The sequence below is a fragment of the Limnofasciculus baicalensis BBK-W-15 genome (assembly GCF_024178385.1).
GTDB lineage: Bacteria > Cyanobacteriota > Cyanobacteriia > Cyanobacteriales > Coleofasciculaceae > Limnofasciculus > Limnofasciculus baicalensis.
Map to the genome: position 1 here is coordinate 1 of NZ_JAMZMM010000074.1, position 20,288 is coordinate 20,288.

General features: G+C 41.0%; 19 protein-coding genes, 1 tRNA gene and 1 pseudogene. 11 read left to right on the forward strand and 10 right to left on the reverse strand.

Translation table 11 applies throughout. The annotated features are described in order from the left end of the window. Window positions 1–90: 90 nt before the first annotated feature. Both NJ959_RS09770 and NJ959_RS09775 read right to left on the reverse strand, forming a co-directional pair. Complete coding sequence (locus tag NJ959_RS09770) at window positions 91–402, reverse strand: DUF6679 family protein (RefSeq protein ID WP_254011566.1); 312 nt, start codon at window positions 400–402, stop codon at window positions 91–93. Window positions 403–1,145: 743 nt separating this feature from the next. Next, window positions 1,146–1,355 (reverse strand): hypothetical protein, encoded by a 210-nt coding sequence (locus NJ959_RS09775; protein WP_254011567.1) that lies wholly within the window; start codon window positions 1,353–1,355, stop codon window positions 1,146–1,148. A 241-nt stretch (window positions 1,356–1,596) separates the two neighbouring features. On the opposite strand from NJ959_RS09775, the gene NJ959_RS09780 reads away from it, so the two are divergent. The 3 genes from NJ959_RS09780 (at window position 1,597) to NJ959_RS09790 (ending at window position 3,817) form a co-directional block, all read left to right on the forward strand. Then, a tRNA-Lys gene (locus NJ959_RS09780) sits at window positions 1,597–1,668 on the forward strand. A gap of 254 nt (window positions 1,669–1,922) precedes the next feature. Next, window positions 1,923–3,002: a class II fructose-bisphosphate aldolase gene (gene fba, locus NJ959_RS09785; protein WP_254011583.1), complete on the forward strand. Its 1,080-nt coding sequence runs from the start codon at window positions 1,923–1,925 to the stop codon at window positions 3,000–3,002. 401 nt (window positions 3,003–3,403) lie between these two features. Next, complete coding sequence (locus NJ959_RS09790) at window positions 3,404–3,817, forward strand: hypothetical protein (RefSeq protein ID WP_254011568.1); 414 nt, start codon at window positions 3,404–3,406, stop codon at window positions 3,815–3,817. A gap of 163 nt (window positions 3,818–3,980) precedes the next feature. Here NJ959_RS09790 and NJ959_RS09795 read toward each other — a convergent pair whose 3' ends face one another. From NJ959_RS09795 to NJ959_RS09805, 3 genes are all read right to left on the reverse strand, one after another. Continuing rightward, window positions 3,981–5,660, reverse strand: coding sequence for a mechanosensitive ion channel family protein (locus tag NJ959_RS09795; protein ID WP_254011569.1), 1,680 nt, complete (start codon window positions 5,658–5,660; stop codon window positions 3,981–3,983). A 157-nt stretch (window positions 5,661–5,817) separates the two neighbouring features. Next, window positions 5,818–6,933, reverse strand: a complete 1,116-nt coding sequence (locus NJ959_RS09800; protein WP_254011570.1) for a tetratricopeptide repeat protein — start codon at window positions 6,931–6,933, stop codon at window positions 5,818–5,820. A 151-nt stretch (window positions 6,934–7,084) separates the two neighbouring features. Beyond that, complete coding sequence (locus NJ959_RS09805) at window positions 7,085–7,855, reverse strand: 16S rRNA (uracil(1498)-N(3))-methyltransferase (protein WP_254011571.1); 771 nt, start codon at window positions 7,853–7,855, stop codon at window positions 7,085–7,087. Between the two features lie 201 nt (window positions 7,856–8,056). Here NJ959_RS09805 and NJ959_RS09810 point away from each other — a divergent pair, with 201 nt between their 5' ends. Beyond that, window positions 8,057–9,217 carry a VWA domain-containing protein gene (locus tag NJ959_RS09810; protein WP_254011572.1) on the forward strand — a complete coding sequence of 387 codons (1,161 nt, stop codon included), beginning with the start codon at window positions 8,057–8,059 and terminating at the stop codon, window positions 9,215–9,217. Here the strand turns inward: NJ959_RS09810 and ispF are convergent. Further along, entirely contained in the window at window positions 9,214–9,693 is a 480-nt protein-coding gene (gene ispF, locus NJ959_RS09815) for a 2-C-methyl-D-erythritol 2,4-cyclodiphosphate synthase (protein ID WP_254011573.1), read from the reverse strand. The two genes, NJ959_RS09810 and ispF, sit on opposite strands and share 4 nt — an antisense overlap. Window positions 9,694–9,747: 54 nt before the next feature. Then, window positions 9,748–10,863, reverse strand: a complete 1,116-nt coding sequence (locus NJ959_RS09820) for a phosphodiester glycosidase family protein (RefSeq protein WP_254011574.1) — start codon at window positions 10,861–10,863, stop codon at window positions 9,748–9,750. 133 nt (window positions 10,864–10,996) lie between these two features. Here NJ959_RS09820 and NJ959_RS09825 point away from each other — a divergent pair, with 133 nt between their 5' ends. Genes NJ959_RS09825 through NJ959_RS09835 form a run of 3 tightly spaced genes read left to right on the forward strand, consistent with a single transcriptional unit; the run spans window position 10,997 to window position 11,640 of the window. Further along, the gene (locus NJ959_RS09825) at window positions 10,997–11,284 is read left to right on the forward strand and encodes a hypothetical protein (RefSeq protein WP_254011575.1); all 288 of its coding nucleotides are present in this window, start codon (window positions 10,997–10,999) and stop codon (window positions 11,282–11,284) included. Then, window positions 11,259–11,429 (forward strand): hypothetical protein, encoded by a 171-nt coding sequence (locus NJ959_RS09830; RefSeq protein WP_254011576.1) that lies wholly within the window; start codon window positions 11,259–11,261, stop codon window positions 11,427–11,429. The genes NJ959_RS09825 and NJ959_RS09830 overlap by 26 nt, the downstream gene beginning before the upstream one ends. 52 nt (window positions 11,430–11,481) lie before the next feature. Then, on the forward strand, window positions 11,482–11,640 hold the full coding sequence (locus NJ959_RS09835) for a hypothetical protein (RefSeq protein ID WP_254011584.1): 159 nt from the start codon (window positions 11,482–11,484) through the stop codon (window positions 11,638–11,640). A gap of 166 nt (window positions 11,641–11,806) precedes the next feature. Here NJ959_RS09835 and NJ959_RS09840 read toward each other — a convergent pair whose 3' ends face one another. Both NJ959_RS09840 and NJ959_RS09845 read right to left on the reverse strand, forming a co-directional pair. Further along, window positions 11,807–13,030, reverse strand: a complete 1,224-nt coding sequence (locus tag NJ959_RS09840; protein WP_373693636.1) for a type IV pilus twitching motility protein PilT — start codon at window positions 13,028–13,030, stop codon at window positions 11,807–11,809. Window positions 13,031–13,508: 478 nt separating this feature from the next. Next, window positions 13,509–14,729, reverse strand: a complete 1,221-nt coding sequence (locus NJ959_RS09845) for a type IV pilus twitching motility protein PilT (protein ID WP_254011577.1) — start codon at window positions 14,727–14,729, stop codon at window positions 13,509–13,511. 349 nt (window positions 14,730–15,078) lie between these two features. Here NJ959_RS09845 and NJ959_RS09850 point away from each other — a divergent pair. Together NJ959_RS09850 and NJ959_RS09855 are read left to right on the forward strand one after the other, a co-directional pair. After that, a pseudogene (locus NJ959_RS09850) lies at window positions 15,079–15,324 on the forward strand (DUF8620 family protein); the annotation flags it as partial. A 91-nt stretch (window positions 15,325–15,415) separates the two neighbouring features. After that, window positions 15,416–16,105 carry a class I SAM-dependent methyltransferase gene (locus NJ959_RS09855; RefSeq protein ID WP_254011579.1) on the forward strand — a complete coding sequence of 230 codons (690 nt, stop codon included), beginning with the start codon at window positions 15,416–15,418 and terminating at the stop codon, window positions 16,103–16,105. Between the two features lie 100 nt (window positions 16,106–16,205). Here the strand turns inward: NJ959_RS09855 and NJ959_RS09860 are convergent, their stop codons facing one another. Further along, window positions 16,206–16,745, reverse strand: coding sequence for a hypothetical protein (locus tag NJ959_RS09860; protein WP_254011580.1), 540 nt, complete (start codon window positions 16,743–16,745; stop codon window positions 16,206–16,208). 503 nt (window positions 16,746–17,248) lie between these two features. Between NJ959_RS09860 and NJ959_RS09865 the strand changes: the two genes are divergently transcribed. Next, complete coding sequence (locus tag NJ959_RS09865; protein ID WP_254011581.1) at window positions 17,249–19,600, forward strand: NACHT domain-containing protein; 2,352 nt, start codon at window positions 17,249–17,251, stop codon at window positions 19,598–19,600. 154 nt (window positions 19,601–19,754) lie between these two features. After that, on the forward strand, window positions 19,755–20,288 hold a 534-nt coding region (locus NJ959_RS09870; RefSeq protein ID WP_254011582.1), incomplete at its 3' end, for a protein kinase domain-containing protein.

The window sequence follows — 20,288 nt, forward strand, 5'->3', positions numbered from 1 at the left end:
AACCAATAACCAATAACCAATAACCAATAACCAATAACCAATAACCAACAACCAACAACCAATAACCAACAACCAACAACCAACAACCAATTACTCTCGATCTGATTCTGGAGAACGAGGACGAATTTGTTCGGCTTCCGGGCAGTCATCAGAAACTAAGGGATCGAAGTTTCCTCTGGTTACAGAAGCGAGTTTCTGAGTGATGGAACCAATACTTTCTAGTCGAACCATTTCTTCCCAAGAGCTAATTTCATCTTCTTCTTCAGTCTCATAACGAATTGTTACTAAATCTCCCTCAATCTCGGTTATCTGAGCGCGTTCAATCCAACGTTGCTGGTCCCGCAAGAAAACGCAGACTTCACGACCATCGCAACAGAGTTGATAAATCTTGCGGTGTAGCATATTTTGCTTCTCCTAAGCAGATAACTCTTCAAATACTTGTAGAGCAAGTTGATCTTTATTTTGGGATACAATTTCCCTTAGAACTTGACATCGGTTTAAGCGGGCAGGGTTCTCCCTCGTCAAAAGGGATAACCCTTAACGAGCTTTCCCTTTCAATGCTTAAAAGTTTAGCTTCCATTCACTATTAACTGTACAGTATTCTCATGGGTTGATTTCAACCATTGACATTCTTGTCTTAACTGTGTACCGCTCATAGAAATCCAGACAAATCTACTCAGGAGTGGAGATGGTTAGACAACTACATTTGTAATCTTAGTCCAAAGTCCTAAAACTACAGGGATAAACAGCGATCGCACAATCCCCTCAAAAGCATCGGGGATTACTTTTCTAACTATGTTCATGCTGCCATTGGTATCAGCATTTATTATTTCACCCGGTGAACAGGCGGGAGTTTGGAACTGTTCGCTGAAAGCCGATCATATATGTACAAAGCTTTTGATATTTGGGTAGCGATCGGGCAGATGAGTAGCTATCCTTTCTCTGAACTGAAGTACAGTATTTCAAAGCGATTGACCTGCGTTTTTTACGGATGGAATGGTCTGAATTGTTCAGATACTAGTATTGTGACATACTACTTGCTCTATCTGCTGGAGGCAAGAGAGAGATCTCAGCTCAATGACCCAAAAGTGAGGAGTAATGGGTAGACATGGATACAAAGTAGGTTAAAGTCGCGTTATCTTAACTTAATAACTCATGGGCATCGACACGATCGAGTGGCGACCAGAAGCTTCTCGTTCGATTTGACCAGAGTTCACAGCTTCACACAAATCAGTCAGCGCATCTAAATCTGATGCCTGGTAACCCTTCATTGCTAGTACCTGGCGAATTAACCCCTCAGAAGCAACACTGAGACAACCTGTTTGAAGAGCTGACTGTACAAGGGTGCGAATCATGGAACTCAATCGTCTGTATAAGGAATCTTCATTAAGTATCCTTTCCTGCTGGTCTGGAGTAATTGATTTGGGTTGGGTGATTTTTGTGAGTTTTGATACTTTCTTCAAGTGATTCAGATCACAGGGGGGAGTGGGGAGTCTGAAAACTCGGTTAGGTAAACCTAATCTCTAATCTCTGTGTTGACATTTAGATTGATGTGTGTAACTATTAGAGATGGCGTGTTTCAACAATCACTCCTTCGGGTCGCTAACTCAACGGTAGAGTACTCGGCTTTTAACCGATAAGTTCTGGGTTCGAATCCCAGGCGACCCATTTTTATCCATAAGATTTAATTATGTTTTTTCTACTGGGAGTAGATATAGCGCTGCGCTCCTCCTGTGGTTACACATTAAAATATGGATGGTCGATCGGGAACGTTTTAGAACACTTGTACTGTAAATATGGCAGCGGGCACTGCTATACCAGAAGATCTAGATATTATTTTAGATAATGTTGAAAAATATCTTAAGATTATAAGACAAGAAAAAACTAGCACTAAACGATACCAAAAGTTAGGAGGACGATTTATGGCTCTCGTACCCATGCGGCTGTTGTTGGATCATGCAGCGGAGAACGGCTACGGCATTCCGGCGTATAACGTCAACAATATGGAGCAAATCCTGTCGATCATGCAGGCTGCTATTGAGGCAGATAGCCCAGTAATTTTACAAGCTTCTCGCGGTGCCCGCAGCTATGCAGGTGAGCATTTCCTCCGTCATTTGGTGATAGCGGCGGTAGAAACTTACCCCCAAATCCCCATCGCCATGCACCAAGATCATGGCAATTCACCAGCTACCTGCTATTCTGCCATTCGCAATGGTTTTACCAGTGTGATGATGGATGGTTCGCTAGAAGCAGATGCCAAGACTCCAGCTAGCTTTGAGTATAACGTTACTGTTACCGCCGAAGTGGTGAAAGTTGCTCACGCTGTTGGCGCTAGTGTTGAAGGTGAACTCGGTTGCCTAGGTTCCCTGGAAACTGGTATGGGTGAAAAAGAAGATGGCCACGGTGCAGAAGGGAAACTATCTCACGATCAATTATTAACCGATCCTGATGAAGCGGTTGAGTTTGTTGAGCGCACCCAAGTGGATGCCCTGGCTGTCGCCATTGGTACTAGCCACGGTGCTTATAAGTTTACCCGCAAGCCAACTGGTGAAATTCTGGCTATTAGCCGGATTGAAGAAATTCACCGCCGCTTACCTAATACCCACTTGGTAATGCACGGTTCCTCCTCCGTACCGGAAGATTTGATTGCCATCATCAACAAATACGGTGGTGCAATTCCCGAAACCTACGGCGTACCTGTTGAAGAAATTCAAAAAGGCATTAAGAGTGGTGTGCGGAAGGTAAATATCGACACCGACAACCGCTTGGCTATCACCGCTGCTATCCGGGAAGCTGCTTTCAAAGATCCCAAAAACTTTGACCCCCGCCACTTCATGAAGCCTTCTATTACTTACATGAAGAATGTTTGTTTAGAGCGTTATCAGCAATTCGGTACTGCCGGAAATGCTAGCAAGATTAAGCAGATGACTCTGGATGACTATGCGGCTAAGTATGCTAAAGGCGAATTGAGTGCTGTCACCAAGAAGACTGTGGCAGTTTAATTTTCGATACATCTTCAGACTAGTCGTGTTGCTTGTCTGAAATGATATAGAGATTTTGTGGGTGGCTCTTGAGAGTCACCCAATTTTTTGCATGGGAGAAGGCAGGAGGATTTGAGAAAAAACAGGGCTTGAGAGATTGGAGTTTGTAAATCTATGTAAAGTAGAAGGTGATGATTACTCAGTTAAACCACGAAAAAGCGTACTTACAACCCCATTATGTAAAGTTTTATTAAGAAAAGTAAATAAAGCTTGCAAATATCTGCCATAAAAATTAATAATTATAATAATCGAAGCTGACATCCCCGTGTTAAAAGACTGGGAAGTGTCAACAACCTTGGCGAATGTTGCTGCCAGTGGCGGGAACTCAATTAAATTTCTCTAAAAAACAGGAGTATTTGTAAATGTTCGGTTTGTTTAACAAAAAATCTCAAGACAATGGCTCTGCTCCCAAAACTAAAAAATCTGAGGGGTATTTCCTGGAGTTAGACGAAACTGGAAATGTTAAGTCAGAGGCTCCAGCACCAGTAGCAGCAAAAGTAGCAGCACCTGCGGCTGAAACACCAGCAGCAAAAGTAGCTGAAGCGCCAAAAGCAAAGACAAAGACATCTGTTAAAAAAGCAGCAACATCTGAAAAAGCTAAGGTGGCAACTCCAACTGTTGCAGTTAGCAATCCTAGAGTTGAACCTCAGCCTGGGGTAACATTTGCCCCCAATAATTTACTACCTTTGACTACTAATAATAGTCGCCGTCGCCCTGGTCCAAGTATGAATAGTTTCTTGGATATGGCAAGCCAGATGAAGACTCCTGCTAAGTAAGAAAATAGTCATATTGCTTTAAAATCTCACCTTTTGATGGGGTGAGATTTTTATGTTATAGCGAGGGACTAGGGGCTAGGGACTAGGGGCTAGGGAAGAAAGCTGCAAAATCAAGGGTTTGAGGAATTTAGAATGTCTTAACCGCCCTGGCGGTTGCTATATTTTAGTCTAGTTTTGGGTATTTTCGCTGACTATCGGGATAACCTTGAGGGTTGGAAAAGGATTCCATGGGTAAAGTGTTATTAAACCAAACTGCCTGCTGAGGTAAAGAAATCGGTATTCCTGCTTTGTCAAACGCCACTGTTAAAAGTCTGCGAAATTCTCGTGCCACTTCCCATTGCTTTAAGGGTTGAGTCTTAATCCATACGCGAATTATGATTCCCCGACTACCAAAGTCATCAACTCCTAAAATTTCTGGCTGATCTAGAATATTCTTCCGCCAAATGGAGTCTTGGATCATCTCCTGAGCAACCTTTTTAATTAGCTCCAAGGCTTGGTTAATATCAGTTTGGTAACTGACTGGAATTGCTAAATCAGCTCTGGACCAACTACTCGAAAGATTAGCGACAATCTTTATTTCGCTATTGGGAATTGTAATTAATCGCCCTTCTGCATCCCGTAACTGAGTAATCCGCAAATTCATATTTTCCACTAAGCCTCCCACATCGGCTACGGCAATGACATCACCGATTGCGTATTGATCTTCAAAAATAATGAAAAAGCCGTTGATTGCATCTTTAATTAAGTTTTGAAAAGCCAAAGATAGGGCAAGCCCAATAATTCCTGCTCCCGCTAGTAACGGAGCAATATTAACACCTGTCACTGCAAGAGCGACTAGTAAACCAACTGAAATCCCTCCAAAAGTGACAATACTTTTCGTGACTCCAGAAATCGTATAGATCCGCAATTGTGAGCGTCTAGACCCCTCTGGAGTGAGTAATTTATTACTAGATAATACAGATGAAAAGCGGTCAATCAAGGCATAGCATAATCGAATCCCTACATAGGTACTCAAACCTACAATTGCGACTTGTAAAGGAATTTGGAAACTTGAAACAATCAAAATTTGTATGGCACGGGTATAAGGAAATAAATTCAAAATAAATAGACTTCCCCCCGCCCAGATGGTAACTTGAGCAACTTGAAGCAGTCGGTGTTGAACTTCTTTTAGATTCCACTTTTCTTTTTGGATAAGCTCAGTGGATATGGGGTCAGTACTCAAGGAATTGGAGGGATCTAAGTTCTCTTTTGATAGTTTTGAGCGCCGTTCACAACGGCAGATAGCCAAGCTAGCGATAATCATCACAATACCTGTACCAGTAGCTATCCCACTTTGATGAATCAAAACTTGGGGTTGTCGTTCTTTCTTTGCCTGTTTAAGTCCTTCTTTCAAATCATCAATAATCTGATTTGTTCTTGTTTCAATCGAAACCCCTTTAAGTTTTGCATCTTCATCGGTAATAGTCAACAATCGCACATCTTTATAACCGACAAAAAGGTATATATTTAATTCATTGATACCTTCTGTTTGTTGTTTGCGAACGTCTAATTGAACAGTTTCATTTTTGAAGTATGTATCGCTGACATCCTGCAATCGCTGCTCAATCTCTTGAATTCTTGCTGATAAATCAGATTTTTTATCCGTAATCTCAAACAAACAGCGACCATCCAGTCGGATGCAACCAGAAATGACGGGATTATCTGACTTTTTGTTCAGTTGACTGGGATCTGGTAAGTTCAAATTATGTAAGCTCGGTAACTGTGCTTGAACTGCCGACATACCCCAACTTATTAATGCCATTGAGCTGGCAATTGTCCAAGCTGAAACATACCGTTTAGTCATCCTGTTCCGCCCTCATTATTTTCCTTACTCTACTATTATATATACTTAATTCATTTTCACCATAGTTTATTAGACATCTCCAGAAAATATTATCCTTATCCAGGCGATACACTTGCCTTATATGAATTTTTGGAGATATCTAATATAGCGATCTTAATTAATAAGTGTTTTTGAGAAAAGCGAGTCCACTATATAACTGAAAAGCTGAATCCCAAGGCGTTTCTTCCCGGCGCAACAAGTCGATATGAGCAGGTAAACGAGAGAGCATTTCTTTGTAATCAATTGCTGTTTCGGCGAAACTGGTAAAATCAGACCAGATTGGAATCTGAGGAAGTTGAAGATTGATAAAATTCCGCAATTTATTCCAATTTATTCTATTAGTTGCTTGACTTAGAATAGGTATTTTTATTGCTCCATTTTGAGTATTTTCTGTTTTTGATGAAAGTCTAATTCCTTGTTGAAATTGATATTGTAAATCGTTAATTCTAAGGATACTTTTTCGAGCAGGTAAATGTAAATCGCAAAAGTTTATGTAGTCGAGGGTTTTTGTTTTACGCTGCAATTTATGGCGGGCATCGACATCTACCACTTGTTCAAATAGGGGCAAACGTCCTTCTACAGATTGGGTTACTTCTGACCAATTGAAAGTGAGAGATCCAACTTCTCCATGAGGATTTTGGCAAATAATAGTAGTTTTTATTGAATTAGATTCCGAAAAATATTTGACGTTAAAAATATTAATATTTTGGATATCCACTAGCTTAACCCAAAAACAGGGAATTGAGCCTGACTGTAGGGATGAAGCATAAAATTGTAATTCTCCCACTGGTCCGGTACGGTATATACGCCAGCCTCTTGTTGGGAGTTGTAACCGGGCTGTATAGGGATCTATCTGCATTATTTTTGCTAATGTTTTGGCAGCATTTGATTTATTTTGGGGATCTATTGGTTCGAGTAGTAAAACACCGAATTGCTGGTTATTAGGATCGGCATTGGCTTGATTTAGCGCTTGTTTCCGTTCCTCTTTTTCAATGGTTTCTAATCGTTTCAATCCTTGACGCGCTTGAGAGATAATTTTCGGATTAGTACTATCTATAAGTAACTTTCGGTATATAGTTTCTGCTTCTTTTAATTGTTGTTTTACTTCATGGAGATGTGCGATATAAATCTGTACCCAAGGGTTATTGGGTTCATCCTGTGCTAACTGTCTGAGTAGTCTAGCCGCAGTTTGATAATCTTTGTTTTTAAATGCTTCGATAACTTCTTCAATCATGGTGGTGGGGAGTGGGGAGTGGGGAATAGTGTTTGTAGTAGGCGATTAATCGCCTACTACAAACTTTTATTTATCTTTTTATGGTGATAGTTACCTAAGATTTCAGTAAAATAATCTCGATCTTTTCCTCTCATACTTATAGATAAATATCTTAAATTTTTGCCTCCAAAGCGGATGATACTAATGATAATGCTACAATGGGAGCAGTAATGGCTCGTAGGATTCGCTTTCCCAAGGAAACTGGTTGGAATTCGGCGGCTTTGGCTTGTTCGATTTCGGAGGGAGTCCAACCGCCTTCGGGTCCTGTGGCAATTACAATGGATGGGGGTTGATAATTGGTTATTTTATCAGTATTTTCTAATAATTGTTCGGTGGGTAAGGAATTGAGTAGATGAGGGATATCGCCCCGGGCTATACAAATATAGCGATAGGTATTGTCATTGATTATTTGTTCCAGACTGGTGGTAAAGTCAAGAGGATCGAGAATAGTTGGGACTATTTGACGTTCGGATTGTTCTGCTGATTCTTGGGCTATTCTCCGCCAACGTTCGAGTTTCTGGGGGCTGGGATGGAGGAGAGTGCGATCGCTATTTACGGGTATAATCGATGTTACACCTAATTCTGTGGCTCCAGATATAATCTGCTCAAATCCATTTCCTTTGGGCATTGCTATTATCAATGTCACGGATATAGGTAATTCTGTTTTAATCGCAATAGATTCGATAATTGTAGCTTCTGTCAAATTTTCGGCTAATTCGCTTAACCACCAACTACCTTTTCCATCCATGGCAATAAAGCGATTTCCTTTAGTCAATCGCAATACTTTTACTAAATAATGCTTTTGGCTATCGGTGAGAAAGATTTGCTGGTTTTGCAGTTGTGTTGTTGCTATTACTAGTCTTTGTTGTTTGTTGTTTATCATTTGTGCTTTTTCTGTAACTAAGAATCAATAATATTTAATTAGTTCCCATTATAGGATCTTTTTTTAACGCAGAGAGCGCAGAGGGTAACACAGAGGTACGCAGAGGTTTTTGCTTCAGAGTTTGGACTGTTTCGATGGAAGTGGAAATGATCTAACTGGTAACTAATAATTAATGGCTAATTTTTACTTTTTGAGGGAATTATGAATCAATCATCCGAAGAAAACCTCCGCCGCTGGCGACTTATTTTGGGTGGTGGAGAAGCTGATGGTATTTGTCAAGATAATGGAGAGGGAGATGATGGTGTTAATTTTAGTCTGAGTAGCGCTGACGAAGCTATAGATAATGCTCTTAGTGCCCTTTATGATTCTGAAAAAAGTGGTGGATTGGGTGATTCTTCTCCCAAAATAGCTCGTTGGTTAGGGGATATTCGTTCTTATTTTCCCACATCAGTAGTCCAGGTGATGCAGAAAGATGCTCTAGAGCGACTTAACCTGCAACAAATGCTATTGGAGCCAGAATTATTAGAAGCAGTTGAACCGGATGTTCATTTAGTAGCTAATTTACTTTCCCTTAATAGTATTATGCCCACGAAAACTAAAGAAACTGCTCGAATGGTAATCCGTCGAGTTGTGGAAAAATTACAAGAAAAATTTGCCAACTCCACTCGTCAAGCTATTACTGGTAGCCTGAATCGCGCTATCCGTAACCGTCGTCCCCGCCATAATGAAATTGACTGGGATCGGACTATTAGGGCTAACCTTAAACATTACCAACCCGAATATAAAACAATTATACCAGAAACTCGCATTGGTTACAGACGTAAACGCAGTTGCCTCAAAGATATCATCCTTTGTATTGACCAAAGCGGCTCGATGGCAACTTCTGTAGTTTATGCTGGGGTTTTTGGGGCGGTATTGGCATCTTTAACTGCACTAAAAACTAGTATCGTGGTTTTCGATACCTCGGTTTTAGATTTGACTGATTTAGCACGAGATCCTGTAGATTTGTTATTTGGTACGCAATTAGGAGGTGGTACTGATATTAACCAAGCCCTGACTTACTGTCAAAAACTGGTAGGGCAGCCACAGGAAACTATTTTAATTTTAATTAGCGATTTGTATGAAGGGGGAAATCGGGAGGAAATGCTGAAGCGAGTTGCCCAATTAGTGGGATTGGGGGTTAAGTTTATTACTTTGTTATCTCTGAGTGATGAAGGTACGCCAGTTTATGACTCTGGGATGGCTGATAAATTGGCAAAATTAGGAATTCCGGCGCTGGCTTGTACTCCTGATTTATTTCCTGAGTTGATGGGGGCGTTAATTAGTGGTAAAGATATTAGTGAATCGCAGTTAATCCCTTAATCCCTAACCAATAAAGCGACAGCATAGGCTGCAATTCCCTCTTCTCTCCCCACGGGACCTAACTTTTCGTTAGTAGTTGCCTTAATACCGATTTGATCTGATTTTAATTCTAAAGTAGCACTCAAACGATCGCGCATCGTATTAATATGAGGTTTCAGCTTAGGACGTTCTGCTACAATTACTGAGTCAATATTACCAATCTGCCAACCTTGCGATCGCACTAACTGATTCACTTGACTTAATAACACTAAACTATCCGCACCCGCCCATTTTGGATCGTCGGGAGGAAAATAATGACCTATATCACCCAAACTTAACGCACCCAACATCGCGTCCATAATGGCGTGAGTGAGAACATCTGCATCACTATGACCAATTAATCCTAACTCATGAGGAATATCCACGCCACCTAAAATGAGACGGCGTTGTGTACCTAACTTGTGAATATCGTAACCGTTGCCAATGCGAATGTTCATTTTTTTTTAGACAAGTAAAACTACAATAAAAACATTTTTTACTCTCCCATTCCATCAATTCGGAATAGCAGGAAGTCCCCCATTTTGAAAGCGCTGCCAAGATAATTTTAGCGCTGCTGGGGCTGGGAATTCTTTATCGTAAACTACGATAACATTTGTCAGATTCCGTCCCGGTGATACCAAAATATCTCTCTTATGTGCCAAACCCAAAGAAGCACCTCCATCCAAATTCATTGCTTCAAAACAACCAATAGCTTTCATTATATCAGCTTCTTGTTTTAAAGATAAACTGGAGAGAAACGTCACTAAAAATAACTTGCTTCCCGAAGCGTCAAATCCGATGGCACTGCGAGATGCTTCATTGAGAACATGGGAATCTTTAAATCCTTCTGATAATGGGGCTAACCAAAGTTGTCCTTCCTTAAGCAATCTCGGACCACAAGTAATAGAAAACCAGTGTTGATTCCATTCAGGCTTACCTTCTTTCCGCGCTGTAACCATCTCCAGTTTCTTGCCAGCTTTTAGCCCCAATGTAGTGCCATAATTTTCCCAACGACTATATTTAAGAAATTTCCCCCCTGCTACCATATTACCCAAAACTGCTTCCTTTTCATCTTTACCAAAAAAAGTACCATTGACAACTACCGCCGCCTGGTAACGTGCCACCATCTTTTCAAATGATTCATCTCCGTTAGTAACTTGCATAGTATTAGCCATAGTAGCATTATTAGCCAAGCCAATCGTGATAAAAGTTTCTGGATCGTTTAGATCAATTGTAGTCTGATAAAAACTGACTCCAGCTATAGTTTTGCGACTAACTTGTATGGGGCGTGCTTTTTTTTGCGATCCTTTTGTTAATTCGGGTGATTTTTGAGAAGCAACAGATTTAGGAGTTGGACTGGCTTTTACTGAGAGAGGCTTTTTTTGAGGAGGAGAAGGAGTGAGAATGGGAGTAGTTTTAATCGGTTGAGGGGTGACATCGGTTGAGGATGGTGACTTTAAAGCTAGGAGTTTTGAAATAGTTTGACTTAATAGTTTAAAAAAATTATTCCTGTTTTGTGGAATAGCAAAGTATTCAGCCAAGACTTGACCAGTTATTAAACCAAGCATAACTAAAAATGACCGTCGCATTATTTTACGGAAACCATTAGTTTGTTGAGGTTTGGGCATAGAAATATCCGCAGAGTATTTTCATTCTCCATAATGGCATGAATAATCTAGTACAGCTAGGCAGAAACTGGTCAGGACTGGTATAATTAAATTTTACCTTGACGGCTCTTCAATTTTAAGTTAACACCTAGCTATGGGATTATCTCTTCACCAAAGAATCGCAATTTATCTACTATCACTCCTGAGTTGTAATTCACTTTTGATAGGAAACCTTTCTTGTTTTTCCTCAGCGTTATCACAGGAGAGTAGTGGTGAGGATACTACCCTCCTAGACACAGCAGTCGAACAGCTTAATAAAAGTCAATGGCAAGATGCTATCTTCACCTTAGAACAAGTTCTGAAAATTCGTAGAGAAAAAAAAGATCTCCCTGGAGAAGGGCTGGTACTTGGCAATATTGGAAATACTTATCGTTTGTATTGAAAAATACACAAACCTTCAAACCAAAGCCATTGCCATCGGTCAAGAATTAGCTAAACTAGAAAAAATTCCCGAACCCCAACGGACTTCCCCGCAACAACAGCGCATCCTAGAATTAAGACAAAACGAACAAGAGATACTGCTATGATATTTTACAAAAGGGAAATATTAGTAAAGTCGAAGCCCTCCGGGAAGCGCAAATTACTCTGATACGTGGAAATTATAGCAGAGAGGGACAGAATAGAGGTTTGGGTGTAGTGCCCCTACCGCAACATCTGGAGATATCATCAGATGTAGTAAATCGTCTGAGTCATCCTTATTACTGGGCACCATTTATTCTGATTGGAAATGGGTTTTGAGAGGAAGATTGGTTGTCAGAATTGAATAAATGTAATGGGGAAATAGGGAACAGAAAATGTTAAGAGTTCCCTATTCCCGATGATCCGTAACAGAATGATGGATTTCCTAGCACAATGTCGGAGTACCCGCTTAACGCACCCGACAATTTCTTCAGAAATTTTAATATTACCTTTCCATCATCCAATCACGAGCTAAATTGCCAGACTCCATACCACCCATCCGAATCAGACGTTCTAGTTCATGGGGATCGGGAGATGCCTTGAGGGCTTCCTCAATTGTAAACCGACCATTTAGCACCTGTTCATACATTGCCTGATTAATGACTTGCATTCCTTCTGAGGTATCGTTTTGCATCAGACTAAATGCTTCCTCGTCATTACCTTTGAGCAAGTAATCTTGCATGGCGGGGGTATTAAGTAAAATATCGTGAACAGCTAGGCGTTTTTTGTCCGTTGTTGGCAGCAAAACTTGAGCAACAACTGCAACTAGAGACTCAACTATCTGAACCCGCATCACATTATGTTCCTCTGGAGGGAAGAGGTTGAGGAGACGGTTTACGGCATTAATTGCACTGCGGGTGTGGAGAGTACCAAAAACTAAGTGACCAGTTTGTGCAGCTTGGATGGCAGTATTTACGGTAGTGCGATCGCGCATTTCCCCAATTAAAATTACATCAGGATCTTCTCGCAAAACTGCCCGTAAAGCTTCATGAAATTCCAATGTATGCAGCCCTACTTCCCGCTGACTGACTAAGCACTGACGAGAGAAATGGACATATTCAATCGGGTCTTCAATTGTAATAATATGTTTCCGTTCCGTCTCGTTGAGATGGCGAATCATCGCTGCCAACGTCGTAGATTTCCCGCACCCAGTTGGTCCTGTTACTAAAATCAGTCCCTGTGGCTTGTGAACTATATCTTTAAGAACTTTTGGTAATCCTAACTCATCAAGAGAAGGAATATTCAGGTGAATCAAGCGCAATACTATTGCTTGGCCAGTTAGGGAGTCAAAACAATTGACTCGACAGCGCACTAGTCCTGGATATAGAATTGCTGTATCTAGTTCTTTGGTTTCATCGAACTTTTTCCGTTGAGATGGAGAGAGAATTTCATTCAAGAAAGTGTCTAATAGTTCTGGTGTTATCTGAGGATAACTCTTGGCGGTGACGATTTCGCCCCGAATCCGAAATCGGGGTCGATGTCCCACTCGAATGTGAATATCAGAAGCATCATGAGAATAAGCTCTTTTCACCATTTGTTGAATGGTGGGAGGACTCTTTACTCCCAGGGCAGATACAGTTCGAGGTATCAGTAGGGAGGGTGGTGGCATTGCTGGCATTCGATTACCCTGATGAGATTGTAGATTTGTGACAAAATGGGTTGCAGTCATTTTAAGTGTCCTTGATTTCCGAGTAGGCTAAAGATGGGGCATGAACAACCGCAGGAGACTATGCTCCAGTCTTTAGTCTTTGAATGTAGGATTAATCACTTCTGTGCCCAAACCATCCCTTGCCTTCAGGTCAGTCCGCTTGTCCCAAGACCCGATTGCGGACTTTTGCTAAACGTCAAGCCTGAATCTACGGAAATTTTTAACAATCGTAATTATAATATTAAAGCACAAGCGTTCAAAAAAAAATAATTCACAGATTTTTAACTAAAAATTTAATTTCTACAAGGGTTAAGGATCAACCCTTGTGTAAGCTAGCCTGTAGCCTGTAAGGTCGGCAATGTCCACAATCTCCCCTGTGGCTCCAGACAAGAGAAACCCGGTTTCTTAAAGAAACCGGGTTTCTGCTGTATCTCATTCACCTCAAAAAGGCTACTGAAAGCCTACACCATAGCCGCTACTCCGACTTGGTGTAGGTAGTTTACCTCATCATCATCCAATCACGGGCTGAAGCACCGGAATCAATACCCCCTGACCTAATCTGACGTTCCAGTTCATGGGGATCTGGAGAGGCTTTCACGGCTTCCTCAATTGTAAACTTGCCGTTGAGTAAATGTTCGTAAATCGCCTGATTCATCACTTGCATTCCTTCATTTGTGTTGCTTGCCATCAACCGGAAGGCTTCATCATCGTCTCCTTTGATTAAGTAATCTTGCATGGCTGGGGTATTGATTAAAATATCGTGAACTGCGAGGCGCTTTTTATCAGTAGTTGGTAGTAGTAGTTGGGCAATTACTGCAACCAAAGACTCGACAATTTGAACCCGCATCACGGTATGTTCTTCCGGAGGGTAGAGGTTAAGGAGACGGTTAACAGCATTAATTGCACTGCGGGTGTGGAGAGTACCAAAAACCAAGTGACCAGTTTGGGCTGCTTGGATGGCAGTATTAACAGTAATGCGATCGCGCATTTCTCCAATTAAAATTATATCAGGATCTTCCCGCAATACCGCCCTTAATGCCTGATTGAATTCATTGGTGTGCAACCCCACTTCCCGCTGACTGATTAGGGATCTTTGGGAAGTATGAACGTATTCAATTGGGTCTTCAATGGTGACAATATGTTTGTATACTGTCTCATTAATATGGCGAATCATTGCCGCTAGGGTTGTAGATTTGCCGCACCCAGTTGGTCCAGTAACTAAAACTAATCCCTGTGGTTTGTGAACGATATCTTTGAGGATTTGCGGTAACCCTAAATCATCAATAGCAGGAATATCTAAACTAATTAAACGAAGAACAATTGCGCCTCCTGTCAGGGATTCAAAACAGTTTACCCGACAGCGGAGGAAGCCTGGATAGTAAATTGCCGCATCCAATTCTTTCGTTTCGGCGAACTCTTTTCTCTGAGAGGGAATGAGCATTTCTGTCAGGAATGCTTCAAACATTTCTGGTGTTACCTTGGGATAACCCTTGGCGATAACCATCTCACCCCGAATCCGAAATCGCGGAATTTGTCCCACTCGAACATGAATATCAGAGGCTTTGTGAGCATGAGCCTCTTTTACCATGTGCTTGATTGTGAGGGTATGGTGTGATGCGGGAGGAGGTGCTGGAAGTGAGCCGTGGAGGGGGGGTGGCGGTGGGGGCGTTCGAGTATTGTGGGGAGATTGCCGATGAGTGGCAGAATGAATGGTGTTCATGGTTGGTGTTCCTGTTTGCCTAGGCTGACTTAAAACTGATCGGCGATCGGCTGACTTCTAACGCCTGACTCCTGAAAGCTGCTTTGGCTGGGTATTGGGAATTTTCCGATCCCGCCTATAAGTTGGTTACACTCCTCGACACCGATCCTCAAGGGACGCAAAAGTCAACCCTGAATATATTTTTATTTTAACTAGAGATGATTGAGTGGGATGATTATCTTATCTATTCGTAATCATCAGGATAGTCAGCGGTTGAAGGAACAACAGGCGAGACGGCTGTTCTACAACAACTCTAAGCCAATTGTTCATCCCTCTTGCCCCTTGCTAATAACAAACAACAAACAACAAAAATATGAAAGATCGATTAATTAGTTGGCTGAATCAGTTGTTAATGCTGAATGTTTTTCTGGTATTGTTGAGCTTTTTTTGGTTTGCGATCGCGGTTTTTGGTCGCTCGGTGGGGGTGGCGCTCGGTTTCGATTTATGGTATAGCCTGTGGGAACCTTTGTTTATGCCAGCGATTGGGATACTAATGGCTGGTGCGATTATGAGTGGGTTGATTAACCAAATCTCCAAGCGATTGAAATCAAATTAATAGATGAGGGTGCGTCAAGAATGCACCCTATCGGTCTGGCACAGCTAAAATAAAGTCAAAATTACCAAGGACACATTCAGTGAAGAAAAATATGAAAGCATTAAAGCGTTATATATACAACTGGGTTGATAGACATCTGAATTATGACGGCAAAGACATCTTAGCGATGCAGTATTTGGCTCCATTGAGTAAAACCTACTTACCGTGGACTGTCGCAGCTATGAGACCCAGCGGCTTGGTTAAGGTGCTGAATGAAATTGTTGTAAATCGTCGGTCTTATATTGTGGAGTGTGGCGGTGGTATATCCACATATTATATAGCCAGTTTAATTAAGGAAAGAGGTGGGCATTTATATACAATTGAACACGATAAAGAATGGTCAAATATTTTGCGAGAATTTATTGCGATCCAAAATTTGGATGAATTTGTATCAATAATTGTCGCACCTCTTGTCAAAACTAGTTTAGCTATTAATGAATGCTCTTGGTACAATGAAGACATAATTCGAGATGCAGTTGGCGATCTTAAGATAGATCTGTTATTAGTAGATGGACCACCAGCCAATCAAGATCAAAAAATGTATTCTAGATATCCAGCTGTTCCTTTTTTCAAGCCTTTTCTGTCAGAAGACTATACTATTATATTAGATGATATTAATAGAAAAGGAGAACAAGAAATTTTACAGAAATGGGAAAAATATCTGGAAATATCATTTTCTCAGTATCTGATTAACGGCAGCATTGCTATCGGTAGATCTAAGACATCTTGGACGATCGCCTAATCTGCTAAAATGGGTATTGGTAAAACGCCAAACCCTTACACCTAAATCTTGACAGCGAATCCGAATAAGTTATTTAAACGCTGAACAGCTTAGAATCGCCTCAAGCAATCTGACTGACTGACTCCAATATCGCAGGATTAGATTTAAGTTTATCCAATTCTTGTTTCAGGAGATGCTTACTCGCACTGGGGCGACCGATTGGTTGTAAAGTTTGACTAGTATTTGTCCACTGTGTCAATATTTTGGTTTGGTAACGGTTGAGGGTTACTGCCATAACTTCTGTGCAGTATTGGGGTTCCTCTATTGCAAAAAATAGGAGGTAATAAAACCCTTTCTCTGCTAAACATCTGGCTATTTCTTCACCTTTCGAGTCTTTCAAGTCTAGATAGCAGGGCAACCAACGATCTTCTTGTTGCTGGGTAATCATTTGGGTTGTCCATAGCAACATTGGATGAGGCAACTCGGTGTAAATTAATTCTTTTTGGAACTTACTGAAGAGACGATTTTGAATTTCCTGTTTTGGTAACATAACCCACAATGTCACCAAATTACCCGAACGAGTGGGTAATAGTTTGGGAAAAACAATTTGAGCAACGGGTTTATCTTGAGGCCATAATTGATCTAAACATACTTGAATCATTGATTTTACCCATTTGTCTTTGATAGTTGTGCAGTTGGTGAATGAACCTAGTTGTGCCCTATCCTGACATAATCAATCTTGAGTTGACTTTTATTTCTGTCCTGTTATTCCTGACAGGTGAGACGCTGATTGCTAACCGCCACAGGCGATACAAGGGTTACTGACGGGCGAGATACCTGTTGTACAAGGGCTGCGCTAGACAGGTGGAAGGAAATTTTTCAAGAAAACCCTAGTATGAGGGTGAGATGTTTGCGATCGCGTTTGTTTAAGTGTTTGACTTAATGTATACGTTGGTAAAGCTGATAACTTGCACCATTCTTACCCCTCCCCTGAAAGGAGAGAGGAGTAAAATTTCCGGCTCCCCCTTCCCTAACAGGGAAGGGGGCTGGGGGGTTAGGTTTTTCGACTTGTTGAAACTGGTATAAGTTATCAGTAAAGGGAACTCTGGGGGAACTCTAAGGCAGGTGGGAGGGGATAATAAGAGAAGGTTACAGGACTAGAATATGACAAAGCGATCCCTAGAAGCATCACCAGACGGTATCAAAAAGGCTAAACAGGCTTTCCTCCGCAAGGGATGGACACAGGAATATCTGGCGGGGGAAGTGGGGATTAAAACTCGTCAGCCGATTTGGAAATTCTTTTCTGGTCAACCTGTTGACCGTCACATTTTTATTGAAATTTGCTTTTCTCTAGATCTTCAATTTGAAGAGATCGCTATTGTACCACAAAACGATCGAGTCAGAGAAGATGAAATAGTTGCCTGGGATATAAATTCCCTAGTTAACCGTGTCCGGAGCGATCGCTACGATAAAATTCAAGATCAGTGCGGTACATTGCGGCTATTAGATATTACTCGACCTATTGATTTAGACGATCTTTACGTTGATGTCAATATTCTCGAAGAAATTGCTAGTCAACAATGGTTAGAAATTTCTGATTTTCAAATTGTCCATTCGGAAGATTTTGATCGCTTGGGTTTAGGTAAAATTAGAATTGATGGAGTCCCGGGACTTAAGGCTGTCGAGAGGTACGGGAAGTTAATGATTTTGGGTAAGCCGGGAGCTGGAAAAACAACTTTTTTACAATATATGGCGATTCAGTGTAATCAAGGTAATTTCCAATCCGATCTAGTTCCGGTTTTTATTCGTATGAAGAACTTTGTTGAGGATGCTTTAGATCTAGATGAATTGGACTTGATGGACTACATTAATCAAGAGTTTGAACGTTGTAATGTATCTAATGATGATCTGGAAATTCTACTAGATCGGGGTAAGTTATTAATCTTACTAGATGGATTAGATGAAGTACCGGAAGCTGCTACCGATCGAGCGATTAAGCAAATTCGCAAGCTTTCAGAAATTCATTATAAGAATCGGTTCATTATCACTTGTCGTATTGCGGCTTCTGAATACAGGTTTAGTGGATTTACTGAGGTAGAAATTGCTGATTTCAACCAATTACAAATTGAAGTTTTTGTCAAAAAATGGTTTGCAGCTCTTGCCAGAAATAACCCAGACTCTGGATTGAAAAAAGCATCCTTATTTCTGGCACAGTTGGGGATGCCGGAAAATCGACCAATCCGCGAATTAGCAGTTACACCAATTTTGCTGAACTTAACCTGTTTGGTATTTCAAGCTAAAGCAGGTTTTCCCACAAAACGAGCCGATCTTTACAAGCAAGGACTTGATTTGTTACTGATTCGCTGGGATGAAGCGAGGGGAATTAAACGAGATGGGGTTTATCGGAGTTTATCATTACCTCAAAAGCTTCAGCTTCTGAGTAAATTAGGATTAATTACTTTTGAGCGAGGAGATTATTTCTTTGCAGAAAGCACGATTCAGCAGTTGATTGCCGACTATCTCCGCACCTTGTCAGATCGGGAAGTCGATTTAGATACTCTAGAATTAGATAGTGCTGCTATCCTCCAATCTATTGAAGCACAGCACGGTCTTTTAGTGGAAAGAGCAAGGCGAATATACTCATTTTCTCACCTGACATTTCAAGAGTATTTTACCGCCAGAGCTATTGTAGCTGATTCTGAGCAATTGGTTCCGAATTTAGGAGGACATTTGACAGAAAGACGTTGGCGAGAAGTATTTTTGCTCGCTGCCCAAATCTCGCCAAATCCAGATAGATTGTTCCAGTTAATTCAGGAAAAAATCCAGAGATTCATAGCAGTAATTTCCCCTTCCCTATCCTTATATCCGGTGTTAACCTCCCCACTTACCCTCTTAGCATCCGCTGATACAACTCGAACCTTATCGGAATTACTAAATTGGGTGAAACAGAAATCATTAGAGGTAAAAACACCCTATAAACCTGCTGCGATTCGTGCTTTTTATTTCACCCTTGCTCTTCCTCCAAATCATCGAATCGCTGGAAATCATACATTAGCTTTGGCAATTGATGACAAATTGGCCGGTGAACATACTGGGGAACTTGCTCTTGATTTAGCATTGGTTCATGCTTTGAATATTGCTTTAACTTTAACACCAGAGTTATTTTGCGATCGCATAAATTCCCTACACCAGGCATTAAATCTCAACCATTTGACAGTAATTGAGACGATAGGGGAAATAATCAGACAATCGAAAAACCAACTTCCTCACCAAAATGAGGAGGGAGATAGTTTAAGGGAATGGTGGCAAGCTAATGGTGTAAATTGGACGGTACAATTGAGATTAGCGATAATTCAACAACGGAATATTGGCTGGGAATGGCAGTTGGATGAAGTGGAACAAAAGAGCTTGGATTTGTATTATTATGGGAATAGGTTGCTAGTGGATTGTCTTAATAGTAATTGTCAAGTAACACCCAAGGTAAGGGAGGAAATTGAGGATATGTTGTTTGGCTAATAGTATGTTTGTATTCATGATTGAAAGAGGAGGATTCGATTTGGGTTGTTGATTACTAGCATGAGATTCTCAAATGAGATTATCATAACGACTCGCCCCTACCCCTATTTTATTCAAAACTCAAAACTCTCACCCCTTACCTCTTACCTCCAAAATGAGTTACTGTCTAAACCTTATTTGTCAGAATCCCGAAAATCAAAACGGGACAAAATCTTGCCAAAGTTGTGGCACAAAGCTACTATTAGGAGATCGCTATCGGGCAATCCGCCAAATCGGGCAAGGTGGCTTTGGTAGAACATTCTTAGCAGTAGATGAGTACAAACCATCTAAACCTCGTTGCGCAATTAAGCAGTTTTTTCCCCAGGCGCAAGGAGATGATCGTAGTGAAAAAATTGCTGAACTTTTTGAACGAGAGGCAGTAAGATTAGATGAGTTGGGTAAACATGCCCAAATTCCCGAGCTATTGGCGCATTTTGAGGAGAATGGCTGTCAGTATTTGGTACAAGAGTTTATCGATGGGCAAAATTTAGAAGATAAATTAACCCAAGATGGTTCATTTAGTGAAACTCAGATTATTGATTTACTAAAAGATTTACTACCCATCTTACAATTTATCCATAACCAACAAGTCATTCACCGAGATATTAAGCCAGAAAACATTATTCAACGTCTTCCCTCTCCTCCACCT